The organism is Marinobacter lacisalsi, from assembly GCF_042651045.1.
Lineage (GTDB): Bacteria > Pseudomonadota > Gammaproteobacteria > Pseudomonadales > Oleiphilaceae > Marinobacter > Marinobacter lacisalsi.
This window is the reverse complement of the sequence record NZ_JBHSDI010000010.1, coordinates 268,233-290,175: the sequence shown is the minus strand read 5'-3', so window position 1 is coordinate 290,175 and position 21,943 is coordinate 268,233. Positions and strand designations below refer to the sequence as shown.

At 59.7% G+C, this 21,943-nt stretch carries 17 protein-coding genes and 1 tRNA gene; 3 read left to right on the top strand and 15 right to left on the bottom strand.

Annotated features, from left to right (window positions below; all coding sequences use genetic code 11):
* Positions 1-143: 143 nt before the first annotated feature.
* Positions 144-1,259: a ribosomal protein S18-alanine N-acetyltransferase gene (gene rimI / locus ACFOZ5_RS07175; RefSeq protein WP_379886333.1), complete on the top strand. Its 1,116-nt coding sequence runs from the start codon at positions 144-146 to the stop codon at positions 1,257-1,259.
* 6 nt (positions 1,260-1,265) lie between these two features.
* On the opposite strand, the gene ACFOZ5_RS07170 is transcribed toward rimI, so the two are convergent.
* From ACFOZ5_RS07170 to uvrB, 3 genes are all read right to left on the bottom strand, one after another.
* Positions 1,266-2,282 carry a peptidoglycan -binding protein gene (locus tag ACFOZ5_RS07170; RefSeq protein ID WP_379886332.1) on the bottom strand — a complete coding sequence of 339 codons (1,017 nt, stop codon included), beginning with the start codon at positions 2,280-2,282 and terminating at the stop codon, positions 1,266-1,268.
* Between the two features lie 27 nt (positions 2,283-2,309).
* Positions 2,310-3,116: a flagellar motor protein MotA gene (locus ACFOZ5_RS07165; protein WP_379886331.1), complete on the bottom strand. Its 807-nt coding sequence runs from the start codon at positions 3,114-3,116 to the stop codon at positions 2,310-2,312.
* Positions 3,117-3,235: 119 nt separating this feature from the next.
* On the bottom strand, positions 3,236-5,263 hold the full coding sequence (uvrB, locus tag ACFOZ5_RS07160) for an excinuclease ABC subunit UvrB (protein ID WP_379886329.1): 2,028 nt from the start codon (positions 5,261-5,263) through the stop codon (positions 3,236-3,238).
* Positions 5,264-5,406: 143 nt separating this feature from the next.
* Here uvrB and ACFOZ5_RS07155 point away from each other — a divergent pair, with 143 nt between their 5' ends.
* Positions 5,407-6,591, top strand: coding sequence for a pyridoxal phosphate-dependent aminotransferase (locus tag ACFOZ5_RS07155; RefSeq protein ID WP_379886328.1), 1,185 nt, complete (start codon positions 5,407-5,409; stop codon positions 6,589-6,591).
* Between the two features lie 123 nt (positions 6,592-6,714).
* A tRNA-Asn gene (locus tag ACFOZ5_RS07150) sits at positions 6,715-6,790 on the top strand.
* A 258-nt stretch (positions 6,791-7,048) separates the two neighbouring features.
* Here the strand turns inward: ACFOZ5_RS07150 and pyrF are convergent.
* From pyrF to purU, 12 genes are all read right to left on the bottom strand, one after another.
* Positions 7,049-7,753, bottom strand: a complete 705-nt coding sequence (gene pyrF, locus ACFOZ5_RS07145) for an orotidine-5'-phosphate decarboxylase (RefSeq protein ID WP_379886327.1) — start codon at positions 7,751-7,753, stop codon at positions 7,049-7,051.
* A 79-nt stretch (positions 7,754-7,832) separates the two neighbouring features.
* Positions 7,833-9,002: a lipopolysaccharide assembly protein LapB gene (lapB, locus tag ACFOZ5_RS07140; protein ID WP_379886326.1), complete on the bottom strand. Its 1,170-nt coding sequence runs from the start codon at positions 9,000-9,002 to the stop codon at positions 7,833-7,835.
* Positions 9,003-9,257: 255 nt separating this feature from the next.
* On the bottom strand, positions 9,258-9,566 hold the full coding sequence (locus ACFOZ5_RS07135; protein ID WP_379886325.1) for a lipopolysaccharide assembly protein LapA domain-containing protein: 309 nt from the start codon (positions 9,564-9,566) through the stop codon (positions 9,258-9,260).
* Between the two features lie 102 nt (positions 9,567-9,668).
* The gene (locus tag ACFOZ5_RS07130; RefSeq protein WP_189573796.1) at positions 9,669-9,965 is read right to left on the bottom strand and encodes an integration host factor subunit beta; all 297 of its coding nucleotides are present in this window, start codon (positions 9,963-9,965) and stop codon (positions 9,669-9,671) included.
* A 200-nt stretch (positions 9,966-10,165) separates the two neighbouring features.
* On the bottom strand, positions 10,166-11,857 hold the full coding sequence (rpsA, locus tag ACFOZ5_RS07125) for a 30S ribosomal protein S1 (RefSeq protein ID WP_379886324.1): 1,692 nt from the start codon (positions 11,855-11,857) through the stop codon (positions 10,166-10,168).
* Positions 11,858-12,030: 173 nt separating this feature from the next.
* The gene (gene cmk, locus ACFOZ5_RS07120) at positions 12,031-12,720 is read right to left on the bottom strand and encodes a (d)CMP kinase (protein ID WP_379886323.1); all 690 of its coding nucleotides are present in this window, start codon (positions 12,718-12,720) and stop codon (positions 12,031-12,033) included.
* Entirely contained in the window at positions 12,720-14,969 is a 2,250-nt protein-coding gene (locus tag ACFOZ5_RS07115; protein WP_379886322.1) for a bifunctional prephenate dehydrogenase/3-phosphoshikimate 1-carboxyvinyltransferase, read from the bottom strand. Before ACFOZ5_RS07115 ends, cmk begins: the two co-directional genes overlap by 1 nt.
* Entirely contained in the window at positions 14,959-16,080 is a 1,122-nt protein-coding gene (gene hisC / locus ACFOZ5_RS07110; protein ID WP_379886320.1) for a histidinol-phosphate transaminase, read from the bottom strand. The genes ACFOZ5_RS07115 and hisC overlap by 11 nt, the downstream gene beginning before the upstream one ends.
* A 57-nt stretch (positions 16,081-16,137) precedes the next feature.
* Entirely contained in the window at positions 16,138-17,235 is a 1,098-nt protein-coding gene (pheA, locus tag ACFOZ5_RS07105; protein WP_379886319.1) for a prephenate dehydratase, read from the bottom strand.
* Between the two features lie 2 nt (positions 17,236-17,237).
* Positions 17,238-18,320, bottom strand: coding sequence for a 3-phosphoserine/phosphohydroxythreonine transaminase (serC, locus tag ACFOZ5_RS07100; protein WP_379886318.1), 1,083 nt, complete (start codon positions 18,318-18,320; stop codon positions 17,238-17,240).
* Positions 18,313-20,934, bottom strand: coding sequence for a DNA gyrase subunit A (gyrA, locus tag ACFOZ5_RS07095; RefSeq protein WP_379886317.1), 2,622 nt, complete (start codon positions 20,932-20,934; stop codon positions 18,313-18,315). Before gyrA ends, serC begins: the two co-directional genes overlap by 8 nt.
* Positions 20,935-21,009: 75 nt before the next feature.
* Positions 21,010-21,864 carry a formyltetrahydrofolate deformylase gene (gene purU / locus ACFOZ5_RS07090; RefSeq protein WP_379886316.1) on the bottom strand — a complete coding sequence of 285 codons (855 nt, stop codon included), beginning with the start codon at positions 21,862-21,864 and terminating at the stop codon, positions 21,010-21,012.
* Positions 21,865-21,943: the final 79 nt, after the last annotated feature.

Below are 21,943 nucleotides of genomic sequence, written 5' to 3'. Positions count from 1 at the left end.
CGCGCTACAGTATAGCCAAGGAAGCGCGACCACAATTGTCGCCAGGTGCGTGATTTTACGCATGGTGTGGCGCTATCCTCCGGCGCCGCCGTGCCCCATAATCGGCGCGCGTTCACCACCCACAGCCCGAGCTGTTACCTGATATGGCTGACCTGATCTTTCGCAATGCCACCCTGGCCGATACCGATGCCCTGGTCCGCCTTGAAAACCGCTGTTTCGACGAGGACCGCATCTCCCGTCGCAGCTTCCGGCGGTTTATCGACATGCCCCGGGACCGGGTGATCCTGGCGGAAGCCGGAGGCGAACTGGTGGGTTACAGCCTGGTGCTGATGAAGGCCAGTACACGACTGGCAAGGATATATTCCATTGCCGTAGCGCCCGAGACCCGCGGTGGTGGTGTGGGGGAAGCCCTTGTCCGGGAGTCAGAGCGTCAGGCTGCGGAGGCGGACCGGATCATCATGCGGCTGGAGGTGCGCACCGACAACGAGGCTGCGATAGCGCTGTATCGCCGCCTGGGCTACCGTCAGTTCGGCACTTTGCGGGACTATTACGAGGATCATGCCGATGCCCTGCGATTCGAGCGGCGCATTCTGTTCTACGAGCCCCAAGAGGGGTTCCCCGAGGTCCCCTACTATCCCCAGACTACCGACTTCACCTGCGGCCCGGCGTCGCTGATCATGGCCATGGCAGCGGTGCATGACGACCAGCCGATGACCACGCTGGAAGAGCTGCGCCTGTGGCGGGAAGCCACCACCATTTTCATGCTTGCCGGCCATGGTGGCTGTGGCCCCCACGGGTTGGCACTGGCTGCCTGGAAGCGTGGTTTTGAAGCCATCGCCTATGTCAGCCAGGAAGGTCCGCTGTTCCGGGAAACGGTCCGCAGCAACGACAAGAAGCGGGTACTGGAGCTGGTTCACGAAGGCTTTCTGCAGGACATCGGCGAGACCGGCATCGAACTGCACCATGATCCCCTCACCCTTGAGGAGATCGAACGGGCGCTGCTCCGGGGACAGGTGCCGGTGATTCTGATCAGTACCTGGCAGCTCAACCGCAGCCGCGTGCCCCACTGGGTGACGGTTTGTGCCGTTGATGACCAGTTCGTGTACCTCCACGACCCGGAGGTGGACGTGGAGGACGGCGAAACCATTGCCGACAAGCAGTATGTGCCGGTGGACCGGAAGGTTTTCGACCGCATGTCACGGTACGGGCGCAATCAACCGCTACAGGCAGCGGTCATTGTTGGCCCTCGAAGACGCTAGTCTCCACTAGCGGTCGGTCAGCTTGATCTCGATTCGGCGGTTCTTCCTCAGGGCCTCTTCCGAATTACCCTCGGCCACCGGGAAAAATTCACCAAACCCGGCGGCGGCCATGCGGTCTTCCGGTACCCCCTGCTCTGCCAGGTAACGCACTACCGCGACCGCCCTGGCGGTGGACAGCTCCCAGTTGGAGGGGAACGCCGGTGTGTTGATGGGAATACGGTCGGTATGGCCATCAATACGCAGGATCCAGTCGATGTCGTCCGGAATTTTCTCGACCACCTCCAGCAACACCCTGGCCAGCTTGTCCAGTTCCTGCCGGCCAGACGGTCCAAGCCGGGCGGAGCCGGAAGCAAACAGCAGTTCCGAAGGCAGCAGGAAGCGATCCCCCACCACACGAATGTTCTCGTTATCCTCAAGGATTTCCCGCAGGCGCCCGAAGAACTCGGACTGGTACCGCTCCAGTTGATCGACCCGCTCGGCCAGCAAGGTGTTGAGCCGTCGGCCCACCTCTTCCAGCCTTGCCTCTTTCTCGGCGGTCAGCTCTTCCTGGAGATCCAGTGCCGCCGTAATTTGCTGCAGTTGTTCCTGCAGCGCGCCAATGCGATTCGACAGCTGTTGCAGAAGCGCGCGCTGAGCGTCCGCCAGGCGTTCTTCCTGGTCGAGGGCCGCCTCCAGATCGTTTTGCCGGCCCACGGCCTGTTCACGGGTCTCCTCAAGCTCCGTCTCCAGCTCATCGTTCAAGGCCAGGGATTCGCCAAGCTGCTGCTGGACCCGCTGCATTTCCCGCGTCAGGGCTTCGTTCTGGTCCTGCTCCAGGCCCAGCATGGCGGAGATTTCCGCCAGCCGGCTGTTTAGGCGGGCCAGTTCCGAGTCGCGGTCCGACAGGGTCTGGGACAGGTATAGCTGGCTTACCACATACACCAGCAGCATGAAGATCACCAACATCAGCAAGGCTGACAAGGCGTCCACAAACCCCGGCCAGATGTTAATGGGCGAACGGGCGCGGCGGCGTGACCCGATCATTGGGCGTTGCTCCCGGCAGCCACCATGTTATTGCTCCCTGTCGGACAACTGGTCTTTGAGGTGCTGATTCTCCGCCAATACACGCTGAAGCTCCTCACGCTGAGCCATGCTGACCTCATCGCCACCGTCAACGGCATCCACCAGGTTGGTAACACCGGTAAGCCATTCCTCCAGGCTGTCATAGAACCGGTTCTGGGCGTGCCCGGCCTGGATATCCAGAAAACCAAGAATGAGCGATCCGCCCAAACCCAACAGTGACGAGCTGAAAGCGGTGCCCATTCCTTCAAGGGGCTCCAGCAGGCCCGCCTGCAGATCGCCAAACACCTGCCCGAAATCCGCCTGATCCATGTCCAGGCCGGTAATCACAGCCCCCACGGCGTTGATGGTGCCAAGCAGTCCCCAGAAGGTACCCAGCAGGCCCAGGAAAACCAGCAGGCTGATGAAGTAACGGGTGATTTCACGCTGCTCGTCCATGCGGCTATGGATACCATCCAGCACGGTACGCAGGGACATGGTGGACAGCGTGAACTGGTCGCGCTTGGCGTCCTCCCCCAGTTGCCGGGCCAGGGGCTTGAGCAGGCGCGGCTCCTGAAGCACGGAGAGCCCGGAATGGCCGGTGCGGAACTGGGCAACCCAGCGAAGCTCCGGCCGCAACATCAGCACCTGCCGGTACGTCAGTGCGATACCCACCAGAAGGACGAGAACAATCAGAAGGTTAAACACCCAGTTGGCCATAAAGGCCGTCTGCAGCGGGCGGTAGATCGCAACGCAGACCCCCACTACCACTGCCAGGAACAGGGTCATCCAGAAAAGCGTGCGCTTGAGGTTACTCATTCCGGGCTTCCAGCTGGCTCATGGGTTGAACAACGAAGGGCCCTGCGCACTCCCGCAGGGTCTTCCCTTAGACTGGCAAGTACCTGACGGGAATGCAAGAAAGCCCCGGTATCACGCCGTTAACCGAGGCGAACCGCCGCCTCCTTGAGCTCGGAAATCTCATCACGAAGGCGGGCCGCTGTTTCAAAGTCCAGGTCAGAAGCTGCCTTGTACATATCGTCTTCCAGTCGGGTGATTTCCTTTAGCAGCTCCTCCGGCGACCGGCCCTTGGCCTTGACCTGATAGTGTTCGGCCTCCTCGGCGGCCTTCTGCCCCGGCCTTTCCGCGCGACGACGACCGCGACCACCGCCGTGGGCGCCTTCCATGATATCGGCAATCTTCTTGTTCAGGCCCTGGGGCGTGATGCCGTGTTCCTCGTTGAACTCCTGCTGCTTGGCGCGGCGGCGTGCGGTTTCGTCAATGGCCCTTTGCATGGAGCCGGTAATCACATCCCCATAGAGGATCGCCTTGCCGTTGATATTCCGGGCAGCACGGCCAATGGTTTGGATCAGCGCCCGCTCTGAACGTAGGAAGCCCTCCTTGTCCGCATCCAGGATGGTCACCAGGGAAACCTCCGGCATGTCCAGGCCCTCCCGCAACAGGTTGATGCCCACCAACACATCGAACTCGCCCCGGCGCAGGTCGCGGATGATCTCCACCCGCTCCACGGTGTCGATGTCCGAATGCAGGTAGCGCACCTTTATATCGTGCTCCATCAGGAAATCGGTGAGATCCTCCGCCATGCGCTTGGTCAGGGTGGTCACCAGCACCCGCTCGTTAACCGCTACCCGCGCGTGAATCTCGCCCAACAGATCGTCCACCTGGGTGGACGCCGGCCGTACCTCAATCTCGGGATCCAACAGCCCGGTGGGACGCACCACCTGCTCCACTACCTGGCCGGCATGCTCGGCTTCATACTTGGAGGGGGTTGCGGACACGAAGATCATCTGGGGCGCGATGCGCTCCCACTCATCAAAGCGCATGGGCCGGTTGTCCAGCGCCGACGGCAGCCGGAAGCCATATTCCACCAGGGTTTCCTTGCGGGACCGGTCGCCCTTGTACATGGCGCCAATCTGGGGAATGGTCACGTGGGACTCGTCCACCACCAGCAGCGCATTGGGCGGAATGTAGTCGAACAGCGTGGGCGGCGCTTCCCCGGGATTCCGGCCCGACAGGTAACGGCTGTAGTTCTCGATGCCGTTGCAGTAGCCCAGTTCGAGCATCATCTCGATATCGTAGCGGGTGCGCTCCTCCAGCCGCTGGGCTTCCACCAGGCGGTTGTTGTCCCGCAGTTGTTTCAGGCGTTCGTCCAGCTCTACCTTGATATGCTCTATCGCTCCGAGCACCGTCTCCCGGGGCGTTACATAGTGGGTCTTGGGGTAGATGGTGACCCGGGGTACCCGCCGCAGGACTTCCCCGGTCAGGGGATCAAAGTAACTGAGGTTTTCCACCTCGTCATCGAACAGCTCGATGCGGATGGCCTCCTTCTCGGATTCCGCCGGGAACACATCGATCACGTCCCCCCGCACCCGGTAGTTGGCCCGGTGAAACTCCACGTCATTGCGGGTGTACTGCAGTTCCGCCAGACGGCGCAGGATGGTGCGTTGATCCACCTCGTCGCCCCGGTCCAGGTGCAGCATCATCTTGAGGTAAGACTGCGGATCACCCAGGCCGTAGATGGAGGATACGGTGGCCACGATAATGGCATCATCCCGCTCCAGCAGCGCCTTGGTGGCCGACAGGCGCATCTGCTCAATGTGCTCGTTTACCGACGCGTCTTTTTCGATGAAGGTGTCAGAGGACGGCACATAGGCTTCCGGCTGGTAGTAATCGTAGTAGGACACGAAGTACTCAACCGCGTTATCCGGGAAGAACTCCCGGAACTCTCCGTAAAGCTGTGCCGCCAGGGTCTTGTTGTGGGCCATGACGATGGTGGGGCGCTGGATCCTCTCCACCACATTGGCGACGGTAAACGTCTTGCCGGAGCCTGTTACCCCAAGCAGGGTCTGATGGGCCAGCCCCGACTCGATACCATCCACCAGACCTTCAATGGCGGCAGGCTGATCGCCAGCTGGCTGATAGGGAGAATCCACTCTGAACCTGGGCACTCAATTACCTCCACCCTCGCGGGAAACTTATCGTTGCAAATCTCTCATGGTAACATCCATGGGTTAAACAGCTCGTGTAAGCGGGGTAAGTCCCGCTTACCATCGCTGCCGCCCTCTCAGACGCATCTTTAAGGAGCGCAAGTTTGGACCTTCAACTTTCCACCCGTGTACAGGCCATCAAGCCATCTCCGACCCTCGCCGTTACCAACAAGGCCGCCGAGCTGAAAGCCGCCGGCCAGGACATTATCGGCCTGGGTGCCGGGGAGCCGGATTTCGATACCCCTGACCACATCAAGGAAGCGGCCATTGAGGCGATCCGTAACGGTCAGACCAAATACACTGCGGTGGATGGTACTCCCGCCCTGAAGAAAGCAATCATTGCCAAGTTCAAGCGTGACAATGGCCTGGACTACGAGCCCAACCAGATACTGGTATCAAGTGGTGGCAAGCAGAGCTTTTTCAACCTGGCACTTGCCACACTGAACCCCGGTGACGAAGCTATCATCCCGGCCCCCTACTGGGTGTCCTACCCGGACATGGTGCTGGTGGCGGAAGGCAAGCCGGTGATCCTCGAGACCAGCGCTGAGACCCGCTTCAAGATCACCCCGAAGCAGCTGGAAGACGCGATCACCGACCGCACCCGTCTGTTTGTCATCAACAGCCCGTCCAACCCCAGTGGCATGGCCTATTCCCTGGAGGAGCTGCAGGCAATCGGGGAAGTGCTGAAGAAGCACCCGGACATCATGATCGCCACGGATGACATGTACGAGCCGATCCTGTGGACCGGCCACGACTTCTGCAACATCCTCAACGCCACACCGGAGCTTTATGACCGTACCTTCGTTCTGAACGGTGTCTCCAAGGCTTACTCCATGACCGGCTGGCGTATTGGTTATGCCGCAGGCCCGGCGAAAATCATCGGAGCGATGAAAAAGATCCAGTCCCAGAGCACCTCTAACCCGGCGTCCATTTCCCAGGCAGCGGCACAGGCCGCGCTGGAAGGCGACCAGGCGTGCGTGGGCGAGATGGTGAAGGCGTTCCGGGAGCGTCACGATTATCTGGTGAAGGCACTGAATGAGATTCCGGGTGTTGAATGCCTGCAGGGCGACGGTACTTTCTATGTGTTCCCGAGCTTCAAGGGTGCCATCGAGAAAACCGAGAACGTGACCAACGATGTGGAGATGGCCGAGGTCCTGCTCAAGGGCGCCGGTGTTGCCCTGGTGCCGGGCTCAGCCTTCGGCACCCCGGGGCATATGCGCCTGAGCTTTGCCACCAGCATGGATGTGCTGAAGGAAGCAGTCGCCCGCCTCAAGAAGGCGTTGTCCTGATCGTTGTTGCAGTTCTGATGGTGGCTTTTGAGGGGTTCCTCGGGGGTCACCAAAAAGTCCGCTGAAAGGGTTGACGGGGTGGTAACGGCTCTTTAATATACGCGCCTCGTCGACATCGACTGTTCCCCGATAGCTCAGTTGGTAGAGCAACGGACTGTTAATCCGTTTGTCGCTGGTTCGAGCCCAGCTCGGGGAGCCATTATTCCGGAAAGCCGCCTCTGTTTATTCAGACGCGGCTTTTTTCGTGCCTGTTTTTTTCGTCAGCTTTTGAGTTTGGCCTTGTAGCCTTCCGGTACGGTGCCATACGGGACAGGTCGATAACGTTTTTCGGGACCTTCAAAAACATGGACGTTTTTGAAGAGCCTACATGGATGTATTCACGGCGTGTCCCGAAAAACGTTATCGGCCTGGCCCTACTGGCACCAAACCAGAAGGCTACAAGGCCAATCACCAGAACTCAGGAAATCTCGGAAACAATAGCCCGAAGAGCAGCCAAAGGATCAGCAGCCTGAGTAATAGGTCGACCAACCACCAGATAGTCACTACCTGCAGAAATAGCTTCAGCAGGCGTCATTACACGCTGCTGATCCCCACGTTCGGCCGTGGCGGGCCTGATCCCAGGGGTAACCAGCTTGAAGTCCGCACCCTGCTCCCGCTTCAGAACCGGCGCCTCCTGAGCCGAACACACCACCCCATCCAGACCACAGTTGCGGGTCAAGGTTGCCAGACGGTTGACCTGATCCGCCGGTGAGTCGGTAATACCAATACCCGCCAGATCCTCAGCACCCATGCTGGTCAGCACCGTCACCGCAATCAGTAGTGGACGATCCTCACCAAAGGCCTCCAACCGTTCACGACAGGCCGTCATCATCTTCTCGCCACCGGACGCATGAACATTCACCATCCAGACACCCAGCTCCGCCGCTGCCGCAACCGCAGCCGAGGTCGTGTTGGGGATATCATGGAATTTCAGGTCCAGGAACACCTCAAAGCCCCTGTCGTGAAACTTGCGCACAAGGTCCGGACCGCAGCGGGTAAACAGTTCCTTGCCTACCTTCAGGCGACAGAGGGTCGGATCGAGGGTGTCCACCAGTGCCAGGGCCGGTGCTTCAGAAGGAAAATCGAGGGCAACAACAATGCGGGGGCCGAGGGCAGCGGTCATCTAGGGCTCCTTTTTCCGAACGGGGGAAACTCCGGAAGGGCCGGAGTGAGTTCGGTCGGGGATTATGGCAGAAAACGCCCTACTCTGCCTCCACTCCCTGAATCGGGCGGACCGTCTCCCATTCCTTGCAGCTGGGACACAGCCAATGCAACTGCTGACCGGAGAAGCCACAGTTCACACACCGATAGACAGGGCGGTTGGTGAGGATCAGCTGGCCGATGCGGCTGACCAGACGGCCCTCGCCCGTAGGCAGCCCGCTCTCATAACCGGAAAGCTCCACCAGTCGCAACAGACCTCGAACACTCGGTCTGGTCTCCAGCTCCTGCCTCAGCAGGTCGATGGCGGCCTGACGCCCGGAGGATTGTTCAACCGCTTCGGCCAGGGCCAGCAACAGGCTGGTACCCTGGTGCTGCTCGTAAAGCTTGCGCAGTTTTTTAACGTTGCGCCCCACATCACCATGGGCCCGCTCCAGCTTCATGAAGCGATCGATCGCTTCGGGGCCGAATTCCGGATTCTGATCAAACACCTTCAGGCAGATAGTCGCCGCTTCCCGGTAATTGCCCTGACGCGCCTGCAGGTTTGACAGGATGAAACTGGCGCGAACACAGTCAGGGTCGATAGCCAGTGCTTCCCGCGCCTGCTTCTGGGCAGTCCAGCGATCATCTTTCTGAACCGCCTGGTCCGCCAGCTCACAGGTAATATAGGCCAACTGACGTGCCAGACGCGGATTGAGAGTGCCCTTCATCAGGGTGCGGGCAACCTGTGCTGCCTTGCCCCATTCTTTTTCCTGCTGGTACAACTCGATAAGATGACCGGCAGCACGCTCACCATAGCCACGGTCATCCATCAGTTGATGAAGCAGTGCCTCGGCGCGGTCCAGCAGACCAGCTGCCAGGTAATCCCGGGCCAGCTCAAAGGTGACCTGTGGGGAGAAGTGAGCGGGTAGCTCTGGACGGGCAAGCAGATTCTGGTGGATCAGGATAGCCCGGTCACTTTCGCCCTTATTGCGAAAATGGGCACCGATGGAAAGGTGCAAACCCACGGTATCCTTGTTGACGGCCAGGGACTGGACGAAGTTCTCGACGGCCTGGTCAGAGTAATTGGTAAACAGGAACTGCAGCCGTTCGCGCACGGACGACTCGTCGGAAATATCCCGGACAGACTGCTGGTTGGAGCGAAAATAACGCCCGATAAACCAGCCAGCGGCAACGGCGGCCGTAAGCAGCAGCCACTGAAAAAGCATATCCATTAGCGTCCCTTAATAACCGTTTGCAGCGTTTCAGCCCGCCATACAAGGTCTCTGGCAAGGCCCGGTTCGCAGGGAATGGCTGAAGCCCGTTCCAAGAGCCGCAACACCGCCAGCGGCCGTGTATGGCGAGCTTTTCGGGAGCCTGTGTCAGGCATTACTACAGCGTTGCACTCCTTGGAACCAGAACCACTATTCCCAGCGGAGCGCGCCTTGTAGTAGTGCCGGACACGGGCTCTGAAATGCTGCAAACGGTTGTTAAGGGACACTGGACCGGTCATCAGGTGTTCTGCTTTGCTCAAGGGCATGTTCAGCCTTGTCCAGGCGCTTGCGTAACTGTCGCCGGGAAACGGATACACGAACCGTGGCCAAAAGGGTCAGGACAACCCCCAGAAGAAGGCCAAATATGAAACCAAGAATCAGCCAAACGGCCACGCCCCTGGGCTGAGTCTCAAAAAACAGGAAGTTGAGGGACACTGCCATCTGGTTGTTCATGGAAAATACCAGCACCACAATAGCCACCAGTATCACGACCAGAAGGAGAATAATCTTCTGAAACCCTGCCATAGCACCCCTGCTCCAGGAATTGGGAATTCACGGTGAACCACGCCAATTGTACCCGAATTCGGGGTTCGGGTGGCTTGTCGCAAGCAACGGCAAATGAGCGGGTCAGAAGCCCTTCTTCATGCTGTCGTTGACCTGCTCACGCAATTCTTTGCCTGGCTTGAAGTGCGGCACAAATTTCGCCGGTAATTGAACGGCCTCTCCGGTTTTTGGATTACGGCCAGTCCGGGCAGCCCGATAATGGAGGGAGAAGCTGCCAAACCCGCGGATTTCTATCCGTTGTCCGTCTGCCAGTGATTGCGACATATGTTCAATAATCGTTTTTACTGCCAGTTCCACATCTTTCACAGACAGCTGAGTCTGCTTCGAAGCAATCAGTTCGACCAGTTCAGACTTTGTCATGAGGCCCATCCCTTTTCATTTTTATTACGAAGCCCACCATTCAGCTTCCTGATCCCACCTGCCCTGACTGATCCGGTTCCAGCTAACCCGATCAATGACTTGGGTAACAGGCAGGGACACTGCTAGTTTAGCTAAAGCTGAAAAAAAGACAAAAAAAACGGGCTCTTAGAGCCCGTTTTTTTGCCTTCAAGAGGAATGAATCACTCTTTGTTGGCGTTTTGCTGCTGCATCTGCTCTTTGATGAGATCACCAATGGTGGTCGCACTGGAGCTGTCAGCCGCCTTGCTGCGCACGCTTTCAAGGGCCTGCTTGTCGTCTTCAACGTCCTTGGACTTGACAGACAGGTTGATCACGCGGTTCTTGCGGTCGATGCTGATGATCTTGGCTTCGACTTCTTCGCCTTCCTTCAGCGCGTTACGGGCGTCTTCCACCTTGTCACGGCTGATTTCAGAGGCCTTCAGTACGGCTTCAACCTCGTCGTTCAGGGCGATGGTCGCAGCCTTCGCGTCTACTGCGGAAACGGTACCCTTGACGATGGAGCCCTTGTCGTTCAACTGTACAAACTCGGCAAACGGATCGCTCTCGAGCTGCTTGATGCCCAGGGAGATACGCTCACGCTCGGGATCAACAGACAGGATAACGGTTTCAACCTCGTCACCCTTCTTGTACTCGCGAACCGCTTCTTCGCCAGTCTCGTTCCAGCTGATGTCGGACAGGTGAACCAGGCCGTCGATGCCGCCGTCCAGGCCGATAAAGATACCGAAGTCAGTGATGGACTTGATCTTGCCGGAAACCTTGTCGCCCTTGTTGAAGTTCGCGGAGAACTCTTCCCAGGGGTTGGGCACGCACTGCTTGATACCCAGGGAGATACGACGACGCTCTTCGTCGATATCCAGGATCATGACTTCTACTTCGTCACCGACCTGAACCACCTTGGACGGATGGATGTTCTTGTTGGTCCAGTCCATTTCGGACACGTGAACCAGACCTTCAACACCCTCTTCCAGCTCGGCGAAACAACCGTAGTCGGTCAGGTTGGTAACGCGTGCGGTAACACGGTTGCCTTCCGGATAACGACCCTTGATGTCGACCCAGGGATCTTCGCCCAGTTGCTTCAGACCCAGGGATACACGGTTGCGCTCGCGGTCGAACTTGAGAACCTTGACGGTGATCTCGTCACCCACGTTCACGATTTCGCTCGGATGCTTGATACGCTTCCAGGCCATATCGGTGATGTGCAGCAGGCCGTCAACACCGCCCAGATCCACGAACGCACCGTAGTCGGTCAGGTTCTTGACGATACCCTGCAGGGTCATGCCCTCGGTCAGGGTTTCCAGCAGTGCTTCACGCTCGGCACTGTTTTCAGCTTCCAGAACGGCGCGGCGGGAAACCACCACGTTGTTACGCTTCTGGTCCAGCTTGATAACCTTGAATTCCAGTTCCTTGTTCTCCAGGTGCGCGGTGTCGCGAACCGGACGAACGTCTACCAGGGAACCCGGCAGGAAGGCACGGATACCGGACAGGTCGACGGTGAAACCACCCTTGACCTTGCCGTTGATCATGCCCTTGACAACTTCTTCCGCCTCGAAGGACTTTTCCAGAACCTTCCAGGCTTCGGCACGCTTCGCCTTTTCACGGGACAGACGGGTTTCACCGAAACCGTCTTCAACCGCGTCGAGAGCTACATCGACAACATCGCCGATAGCAATTTCCAACTCGCCTTTTTCATTTAGGAACTGGGAGGCGGGGATAACGCCTTCGGACTTCAGTCCGGCGTTAACGGTGACCCAGTCGTTGTCGATATCCACCACGGTTCCCTGGACGATGGAACCTGGTTGCATGTCAATTTCTTTCAGGCTTTCTTCGAAAAGATCAGCAAAGCTCTCGCTCATTATGTGTCCTATGTATTCAACGCAAGTTTCATCCGCGCGGCCAGCAGCACGGTCTGTTAGCAAAAATCCGGTAATGGCAAGGGGCTGGCATTCGCACCACTGCCGGATCCTTCAATCGCCATATCCGTTGCACTACAACTCGAAAACACAACAGAAATAGCAAAAAGGTGCAATCAGGCCTGACCCACCAGGGTCATCACCTTTGATAGCACCTCTTCAATACTTAAACCAGTAGAGTCAATGACTTGCGCATCTTCTGCAGGTTTAAGCGGGGCTGCGGAACGGTTCATGTCCCGTTCATCACGAGCCCGGATCTCGTCTAAAAGATGGTCAATATTAACATCCGCACCGGCCTCCTTCAACTGAAGATAGCGTCGTTGAGCCCTTTCCTCGGCACTGGCCGTCAGGAAGACCTTCACCGGCGCGTCCGGAAAGACCACTGTACCCATGTCACGACCGTCCGCCACCAGCCCCGGAGCCTTGCGGAAGTCCCGCTGACGCTGCAGCAGCGCATCCCGCACTGCCTGGATCACGGCCACCCTGGACGCGCCGTCACCGGTCTGCTCGGTGCGAATGTCCCCGGTAACATCCTCACCGTCGAGAATAACGCGCACCGGCTCACCCGCGGGGGTTGGCTCGAACGTAACATCCAGGCCGCCTGCGACGTTTACCAGGGCAGCTTCGTCATCCAGGGCAACGCCTTTGCGACGGGCGGCCAATGCGGTCAGGCGGTACAGTGCGCCACTGTCCAGCAGGTGCCAGCCAAGACGTCGGGCCAGCATCTGGGTAATGGTTCCCTTGCCAGACCCGCCAGGGCCATCCACGGTCACTACCGGCACGGTGTTGTCAGAAACGGACTGCATTACTGTTCCTCCTGGGCATCAATGCGGATGCCTGTCTGCCGCGCCATCTCCACAAAGCCCGGGAATGACGTCGCCACGTTGGCACAATCGTTGACCTGGATGTCTCCGGTCGCGCGCAAGGACGCCACCGCAAAGGACATGGCAATACGGTGATCGCCATGACTGTCCACCGTGCCACCGGCAATAGTCTGGCCGCCATCAATCACAATGCCATCGGGAGTGACGGTGGTTTCCACGCCCACCGCCTTCAGGCCATCCGCCATCACCTGGATGCGATCACTCTCCTTCACTCGCAGCTCCTCGGCACCGCGCAACACTGTGCGGCCCTCGGCACAGGCGGCGGCAACAAACAGCACCGGGAACTCATCAATGGCCAGGGGCACCTGTTCCTCGGGAATGTCGATCCCATGGAGTGTCGCACTCCGTACCCGCAGGTCCGCCACCGGCTCACCGCCAATTTCCCGCTCGTTGGAGACCTCGATGTCGGCCCCCATCAGTTTCAGGATATTGATAACCCCGGTACGGGTCGGGTTCATGCCCACATGTCGAAGGGTCAGGTCCGAACCTTCCGCGATACTGGCGGCCACCAGGAAAAAGGCGGCGGAGGATATATCCGCCGGCACATCGATACGGCCAGCGGTGAGCTTGCCACCGCCGTTCACGCTGGCAGTGGCTGCATCACGGTGTACGTGATAGCCAAAGCCTTCCAGCATGCGTTCAGTGTGATCGCGGGTAGGTGCCGGCTCGTGCACTGAGGTCATCCCTTCGGCATAGAGTCCGGCCAGCAGCAGGCAGGACTTCACCTGGGCGCTGGCTACCGGCATGTCGTAGTGAATACCGGACAACGTTTGCCCACCGCGGATTCTGAGCGGCGGCGTTCCACCCTCACCCGTTTCGATCACCGCACCCATGGCCCGCAGCGGGTCCGCCACCCGGCCCATGGGGCGACGGGACAGGCTGGCATCGCCCGTCAGTTCGGAATCGAAGGGCTGAGCCGCCAGCAGCCCGGTGAACAGGCGCATGGCGGTACCGGAATTACCCAGGTAAAGGGGGCCTCGCGGTGCCTGCAGGCCATTCATGCCGACCCCGCGAATGCGCACGTGGCCATTGTCCGGCCCCTCGATGGTAACGCCCATATCCCGGAACGCCTGTAGCGTGGCCAGGCTGTCCTCGCCTTCGAGAAAACCTTCCACTTCGGTAACGCCGTCGGCCAGGGCCCCCAGCATGATGGAACGATGGGAGATGGATTTGTCTCCCGGTACCCGGATATCGCCGGCAATACTGCCACCCGGCTGAAGCCGGAACCTGACCGGTTTCTGACTCATATCTGTCACGTAGGCCTGTCCTGATAGCATTTTGGAAAAGTGGTGACGTGCCGCCCTGGCACGACTGAAAACCCGTAACAGCGCGTCGCCATCCTGAGCGTCGATGGCTTGGCGCAACTGCGCCAGGTCGTCATTGAAGTGATCGATCACCCGCAGCACCGCTTCCCGGTTGGACAGAAAGATATCGTGCCACATGACCGGATCACTGGCGGCAATACGGGTAAAGTCCCGGAAGCCTCCCGCCGCGTAACGGAAGATTTCCATATTCTGATCCTCCCCCGCCAGGGTATCGACCAGGGAAAACGCAATAAGATGAGGCAGATGACTGGTGGCTGCCAGCACTTCGTCGTGACGTGCCACCGACATGGTCAATACCGTGGCCCCGCAGCCCTGCCACAATGAGGTCAGCCTGGACAGGGCATCGGCATCGACGTCCTCCGGCGGGGTCAGAATCACCTTGTGGTCGGCAAACAGGTCGCCCCGTGCCGCGCTGACCCCGTTCTTTTCGGAGCCGGCAATAGGGTGGCCGGGTATGACCCTGGGCGGCCACCCGCCCAGCACTTCGTTCACCACCGCCACGAAACTGCCCTTGGTGCTGCCTACATCCGTGAGCACCACATCCGGGCCGAGGAAGGGCCGGATCTGTTCCAGCACCTCACGGGTGGCCCTCACGGGGACCGCAACCACGACCAGGTCGGCGCCGGATACAACCTCCTCCATGGTGCCATAGCCGTCGATGACACCCAGTTCGACGCCCCGGGCCAGCTCATCCTCACTGCGATCCGCCGCCAGCACCTGCCCCACCAGCCCGGACTCCCTCGCAGCCCGGGCCAGGGAACCCCCGATCAGCCCCAGGCCAATAACGGCCATACGGGCAAACAGAGGCCCAGCCTGGGCGGACGATGCTGAAACATCAGGTTCCATGGGTGGCCAGTGTCCGTGTCAGAGCCCGCAGAAAACGTTCGTTTTCCTCGGGAAGCCCCACGGTGACCCGTAGGTGGCGGGGCATGCCGTAGCCCGCCACGGGGCGGACGATGACGCCCTGCTCCAGCAGGCCTTCGAACACGCCCTGGGCATTGTCGCCCACGTCCACCGCAACAAAGTTACCGGCGGAGGGAATCCACTCCAGCCCCAGCTCAGAAAAGCCCGCCTCCAGTTGCCGGAGCCCATGACGGTTCACCTCCCGGGAGCGCTCCAGGTATTCCAGATCCTCCAGTACCGCCGTGGCCGCCGCCTGCGCCACGGTGTCCACGTTGAACGGCTGGCGCACCCGGTTGAGGATATCCGCGATGGAGGGCGACGATACCGCATAGCCCACCCGCAGGGCGGCCAGGCCCCAGGCCTTGGAGAAGGTGCGGGTCACGATCAGGTTGCGATAGTCCTGCAGCAGGGTGATACCATCCACCTCATCGTCGGAACCGGAGAGATACTCACAGTAGGCCTCATCCAGCACAACCAGTACCCGGGACGGTACCTTGTCGAGAAATGCCCGGATAGCGGCCTCCCCTTCCACGGTACCGGTGGGATTGTTGGGATTGGCCACAAAGATCAGTCGCGTCTGGTCGGTGACCGCATCCGCCATGGCGTCCAGGTCGTGGCCCCAGTTCTTCGCGGGCACTTCGACGCCCTGGGCGCCTATGGCCAGGGTGACCAGGGGGTAAACGGCGAAAGCGTGCTGCGAGTAGATCACTTCCGCGCCGGGGGCAGCAAAACAGCGGGCGATAACCTCAAGCACGTCATTGGAGCCGTTACCCAGGGTCAGCTGAGTGGGAGCAACCGCCAGATAGCGGGACAGGGCTTTCTTGAGGGTAAAGGCGTTGCCGTCGGGGTAACGGCACATCTCTTCCAGCGCCTCCCGGGCCGCCTCAAGAGCCACGGGACTGGGCCCCAGCGGGTTCTCGTTGCTGGCCAGCTTGACGATCTCGTCCGGCGCCAGGCCATATTCCCGCGCCAGCTCCTCGATGGGCTTGCCTGGCTGGTAAGGCGTCAGGCTTTGTACACCTTCCACCGCCAGCGCCTGATAGTCGATAGACATATCCAAATCCTCCGGTTCTGTGCCCTGTTTCCCTGACTCCGTTACGCCCTGCGCCGATCAGAGCACACCGGCCGGATAGGAACCCAGTCGCTTGAGTTCAACGGCATCCTCTTCCAGGTCTTCCAGCAGCTTGCTGATGGCGGCATCGTCCATGTGGCCCTCAAAATCAATGTAGAACACGTAGGCCCAGGTGCCGCTGGGTGATGGACGAGTTTCAATCCGGGTCAGGCTGATACCGGCCCGGTGGAACGGCTCCAGCAACTGATAGAGGGCACCGGGCCGGTTGCGCATGGAGACCAGAATGGAGGTCTTGTCCTGGCCGCTGGGCCCGACGGACTCCCGCCCCACGATCAGGAAGCGGGTGGTGTTGTCCGGCCGGTCTTCAATCTTGCCGGCCATGATTTCAAGCCCATAAAGCTCGGCAGCCATGTCGCCGGCGATGGCCGCTGTACCCGGTTCACTGGCCGCACGGCGGGCTGCTTCAGCGTTGCTGCTGACAGTGACCCGTTCGATGCCATACTGGTGGGCATCCAGCCACTGCCGGCACTGGGCAAAGGACTGCTGATGGGAGTAGATCCGGGTCAGCGGCTGGTCGCCACTGTCCGGTGAGCGCATCAGGTGATGGTGGATACGCAACTGCACTTCACCACAGATCTTCAGGGGCGACGAGATAAACATATCCAGGGTGTGGTTGATCATACCCTCGGTGGAGTTTTCCACCGGCACCACGCCGTACTGGGCGGCGCCGGACTCCACCTCGCGGAACACCGCGTCAATAGCCGGCATGGGCTGGGAAATCACCGAATGACCGAAGTGCTTGAGGGCTGCGGCCTGGGTAAAGGTGCCTGCGGGCCCCAGGAACGCAATTCGCATGGGCTGTTCCAACGCCAGGCAGGCCGACATGATTTCGCGGAACAGGCGGGCCATTTCCTCATCGGCCAGGGGGCCCGGATTGGCGTCCTTGATACGGCGCAGAACCTGGGCTTCCCGCTCCGGACGGTAGAAGAAGACGTCCTGTTCAGGATTGGCCTCCATCTTTACGTGGGCCACCTCCTGGGCACAGCGGGCACGGGCACTGATCAGGTCCATGATCTGCTGGTCAAGGCTGTCAATCTCGTCCCGCAGCTCGCTGAGGCGGGTCTGCTCGTCACTCATGGTCAGCCATGCTCCTTCGCAAATCCGGCCATATAGTCGATGAGGGCATCCACACCAGCTTCCGGCATGGCGTTGTAGATGCTGGCACGCATGCCACCCACGCTGCGGTGGCCTTTCAGGTTGAGCAGCCCACGGGCCTCGGCACCCTGCAGAAAGTCACCGTTGAGCCGGTCATCCGCCAGGGTGAATGGCACATTCATCCAGGAGCGGAAACGGGGGTCGATGGGGTTGGCGTAGAAGTCATTGCGGTCAATGAAGTCGTAGAGCTTGGCGGACTTGCGACGATTGAGCTGTTCCATTGCGCCGACGCCGCCCTGTTCCTTCAGCCACTTGAACACCAGTCCAGCCAGATACCAGGAGTAGGTGGCCGGGGTGTTGTACATGGAGCCGTTATCGGCAATGACCTGATAATTCATCATCGTCGGGGTTTCTGCCCGGGCCTTGCCTAACAGGTCTTTGCGAACAATGACCACAACCAGGCCAGACGGGCCGATGTTTTTCTGGGCGCCGGCATAGATCAGGCCAAACTTCGATATATCCAGGGGGCGTGACAACATGGTGGAGGACATATCCGCCACCAGGGGCACCGCCCCGCTGTCCGGGATGAAATCGTATTCAAGACCGCCAATGGTCTCGTTGGGGGTGTAATGCAGATACGCTGCATCCGCCCGGGTATGCCAGGTTTCCTGCAAAGGCACGGTGGTGAAACCGCTGTCCTCGCTGGAGGCCGCCACATTCACGTCGGCGTAGCGGCTGGCCTCGGCAATGGCCTTCTTCGACCAGATGCCGGTATTGATATAGTCAGCGCACCCCTTGTCTCCAAGCAGGTTCAGAGGGATGGTGGCGAACTGGCTGGAAGCCCCACCCTGCATGAAGAGTACGCTGTAATCCTCTGAAATACCGGCAAGTTCACGAAGGTCTTTTTCAGCCGTTTCGGCGATCTCCACGAACTCGTCACTGCGATGGCTCATCTCCATCACCGACATACCGGTGCCGCGCCAGTCCAGCATTTCGTCCCGGGCCTGCCGCAGCACCGGCTCCGGCAAGGTTGCCGGACCGGCGCAGAAGTTGTACGCCCTACTCATCGCCTGACTCTCCGCTGGTTTCACCATTGCCGGCTTCCGGTGCGTTGTTCTCGCCGGCTTCGGCATCCTCGACGTCCTCGTCATCGGTTTCGGCAATCCGCTCGACCCCAACCAGGCGCTCGTCTTCCTGGCTCAGCTTGATCAGACGCACGCCCTGGGTGTTACGGCTGAGTATCGACACCTCATCGGTACGGGTACGCACCAGCGTGCCCTTGTCGGAGATGAGCATCATCTCGTCGCCGTCGAACAGCTGCAGGGCAGTCACCAGATTACCGTTACGCTCGGAACACTGCATGGCGATAACGCCCTGACTGCCACGACTGTAGGTGGGGAATTCGTCAATGGAAGTGCGCTTGCCGTAGCCATGCTCGCTGGCCGTCAGGAGAACGCCCCCCTCCTGCGGGATAATCAGCGACACCACCTGATGCCCTTCCGGCATGCGAATGCCGCGAACGCCACGGGCCGTCCGGCTCATGGCACGAACGGCTTCTTCATTGAAGCGGACAGCCTTGCCAGCGGTGGAAAACAGCATCACTTCGGCATCACCCTGGGTAATGGCGGCACCGATCAGGGTATCGCCCTCGTCCAGGTTCAGGGCGATCAGGCCATTGGACCGGGGCCGGGAGAAGTTCGGCAGAGGCGTCTTCTTGACCACACCATTGGACGTTGCCATCAGCACGTAATGGTCTTCCGGGTAGTCGCGTACCGGCAGGAAGGTGGTAATCCGCTCACCGTCGGCCAGGGGCAGGATATTCACCATTGGGCGGCCGCGGGAACCACGACTGGCCCGGGGAATCTCGAACACCCGCAGCCAGTAGACCTTGCCGTGGTTGGAGAAGCACAGGATGGTGTCGTGGGAATTGGCCACCAGCAGCTTCTCAATGAAATCCTCATCCTTCATCGAGGTCGCCGCCTTGCCCCGGCCACCCCGGCGCTGGGCCTGGTAGTCCTCAACCGCCTGGGTCTTGGCATAGCCACTGTGGGAGATGGTAACGACAAGGTCTTCCTCGTCGATCAGGTCCGCCACGGTCAGGTCACGGCGAGAGCTGACGATTTCGGTGCGACGCTCGTCGCCGTACTCGTCGACAATGGCCGCCAGCTCGTCGCGGATCACCTGCAGCAGACGCTCCGGGTCACCCAGGATGTCCAGCAGGTCGGCAATCTTCTCGACGATGTCCTTGTATTCGTTCTGGAGCTTTTCGGTCTCCAGGCCGGTCAGGCGGTGCAGGCGCAGGTCAAGAATGGCCTGGGCCTGCTCCGGAGACAGATGATACAGGCCATCACGCAGCCCATAGATCTCGGGCAGGTCATCCGGACGGCAGGCATCCTCGCCGGCCCGTTCGAGCATGGCCATGACATCGCCAGGGCCCCAGCCCTTGTCCATCAGCTTTTCCTTCGCCTCAGCGGCGGAGGGAGACGCCTTGATCAGCTCGATGATCTCGTCAATATTGGCCAGCGCAACGGTGAGGCCTTCCAGGATATGGCCCCGCTCGCGGGCCTTGCGCAGCTCATAGATGGTGCGACGGGTAACCACTTCGCGACGGTGGCGCACGAAGGCGTCGAGCATTTCCTTCAGGTTGAGGATCTTGGGCTCGCCGTTGAGCAGCGCCACCATGTTGATGCCGAACACGGTCTCCAACTGGGTCTGGGCGAACAGGTTGTTGACGATAACTTCGGGGTTCTCGCCCCGACGCAGTTCGATCACAACCCGGATGCCTTCCTTGTTGGACTCGTCCCGCAGCTCGGTGATGCCTTCCAGGCGCTTTTCCTTCACCAGCTCGGCGATCTTCTCGATCAGCCGCGCCTTGTTCAGCTGGTAGGGCAGCTCGGTGATGATGACGGCGTCGCGACCGGTTTTCTTGTCGTGCTCAATCTCGTGGCGGGCACGGATCCAGACGCGACCGCGACCAGTGCGGTAGGCTTCAACGATACCGGCACGACCATTGATGATGCCCTGGGTGGGAAAGTCCGGCCCCGGAATGATATCCATCAGCTCATCAATGGTGGTGTCCGGGTTGTCGATGAGTGCCAGACAGCCGTTGATGATTTCCGTCAGGTTATGGGGAGGAATATTGGTCGCCATGCCCACGGCAATACCGGAGGAACCATTCACCAGCAGGTTGGGTACCCGCGTGGGCAGCACTTCCGGAATCCGCTCGGTGCCGTCGTAGTTGTCGACGTAGTCCACCGTTTCCTTGTCCAGATCCGCCAGCAGGGAGTGGGCGATCTTCTCCATGCGGATTTCGGTGTAACGCATGGCAGCGGCGTTATCACCGTCGATGGAACCGAAGTTGCCCTGACCATCCACCAGCGGATAACGCAGGGAGAATGGCTGGGCCATCCGTACGATGGTGTCGTAGACCGCAGAGTCACCGTGGGGATGGTACTTACCGATAACATCACCCACCACACGGGCAGACTTCTTGTAGGACTTGTTCCAGTCGTTGCCCAGCTCGGACATGGCGAAGAGAACGCGCCGGTGTACCGGCTTGAGGCCATCACGGACATCGGGAAGAGCCCGGCCGATAATAACGCTCATGGCATAGTCCAGATAGGACTGCTTGAGCTCGTCTTCAATATTGACCGGCAGGATCTCTTTGGCTAACTCACCCATCGAGAATGGTTCCTTTGAATTTGCTGGATATCGTGTTGTTTAAGCGGTCGATACTACCACAATCGGGTGATCGGCTCAGTCAAAAACCACGGTCTTGTTTTCGTAGGTAATGACCCGGTCTTCCACATGGGCACGCAGGCCCCGGGCCAGTACATTCTTCTCCACATCCTTGCCCAGGCGGACCATATCCTCGATGGCATCACTGTGGCTGATGCGGATCACGTCCTGCTCGATGATGGGGCCTTCGTCCAGGTCCTGGGTCACGTAGTGACAGGTGGCGCCGATCAGCTTCACACCCCGGCTGTAGGCCTGGTGGTATGGCCGGGCACCGGCAAAGGACGGCAGGAACGAATGGTGGATATTGATCACCTTGCCGCTGTACTTCTCGCACACCTCGGCGGGCAGGATCTGCATGTAGCGGGCCAGAACGATGACGTCCGCACCGTAGGACTGGAACAGGTCATCAATCTCGGCAAAGGCTTCCGCCTTGTTCTCCTTGCTGACAGGAATACAGTGGTAGGGAATGTCGTGCCACTCCACCATCCTTCGCAGGTCTTCATGGTTCGAGATAACGGCGGCGATATCCACATTCAGCTCGCCGCTGTGCCAGCGGTACAGCAGATCGGCCACACAGTGGGATTCCTTGCTGCACATCAGAACCACTTTCTTGGGCTGGGCGGAATCGGCGATGTGCCAGCTCATCTCGAATTCCCGGGCGATGGGCTCGAAGGCAGCACGGAACTGATCCAGGCCGAACGGGATCGAGCTGGCCTTGATTTCATGACGCATGAAGAACCAGCCGGCCTGATTGTCGGAATGATGGCTGGCTTCGGTGATCCAGCCATTGTAGGTGGACAAGAAGTTACTGACTTTTGCCACAATACCCACCCGGTCCGGGCAGGAAATCACCAGACGGTATGTGTGTTCCATGAACCTGTCCTGTCGGAATGCTGAAATAACAGCGGGCCGGTTTCAGAGCCACCGGTTACCCGTATTGAAAAATGACCGG

Bases quoted from the DNA above. Each gene is read 5' to 3' on its own strand.
- serC (WP_379886318.1), bottom strand. From the start codon at position 18,320: ATGAGTAGGGCGTACAACTTCTGCGCCGGTCCGGCAACCTTGCCGGAG.
- ACFOZ5_RS07170 (WP_379886332.1), bottom strand. From the start codon at position 2,282: ATGATCGGGTCACGCCGCCGCGCCCGTTCGCCCATTAACATCTGGCCG.
- gyrA (WP_379886317.1), bottom strand. From the start codon at position 20,934: ATGGGTGAGTTAGCCAAAGAGATCCTGCCGGTCAATATTGAAGACGAG.
- pheA (WP_379886319.1), bottom strand. From the start codon at position 17,235: ATGAGTGACGAGCAGACCCGCCTCAGCGAGCTGCGGGACGAGATTGAC.
- rimI (WP_379886333.1), top strand. From the start codon at position 144: ATGGCTGACCTGATCTTTCGCAATGCCACCCTGGCCGATACCGATGCC.
- ACFOZ5_RS07165 (WP_379886331.1), bottom strand. From the start codon at position 3,116: ATGAGTAACCTCAAGCGCACGCTTTTCTGGATGACCCTGTTCCTGGCA.
- hisC (WP_379886320.1), bottom strand. From the start codon at position 16,080: ATGTCTATCGACTATCAGGCGCTGGCGGTGGAAGGTGTACAAAGCCTG.
- rpsA (WP_379886324.1), bottom strand. From the start codon at position 11,857: ATGAGCGAGAGCTTTGCTGATCTTTTCGAAGAAAGCCTGAAAGAAATT.
- ACFOZ5_RS07115 (WP_379886322.1), bottom strand. From the start codon at position 14,969: ATGGAACCTGATGTTTCAGCATCGTCCGCCCAGGCTGGGCCTCTGTTT.
- pyrF (WP_379886327.1), bottom strand. From the start codon at position 7,753: ATGACCGCTGCCCTCGGCCCCCGCATTGTTGTTGCCCTCGATTTTCCT.
- ACFOZ5_RS07130 (WP_189573796.1), bottom strand. From the start codon at position 9,965: ATGACAAAGTCTGAACTGGTCGAACTGATTGCTTCGAAGCAGACTCAG.
- ACFOZ5_RS07135 (WP_379886325.1), bottom strand. From the start codon at position 9,566: ATGGCAGGGTTTCAGAAGATTATTCTCCTTCTGGTCGTGATACTGGTG.
- lapB (WP_379886326.1), bottom strand. From the start codon at position 9,002: ATGGATATGCTTTTTCAGTGGCTGCTGCTTACGGCCGCCGTTGCCGCT.
- purU (WP_379886316.1), bottom strand. From the start codon at position 21,864: ATGGAACACACATACCGTCTGGTGATTTCCTGCCCGGACCGGGTGGGT.
- cmk (WP_379886323.1), bottom strand. From the start codon at position 12,720: ATGCAGTCCGTTTCTGACAACACCGTGCCGGTAGTGACCGTGGATGGC.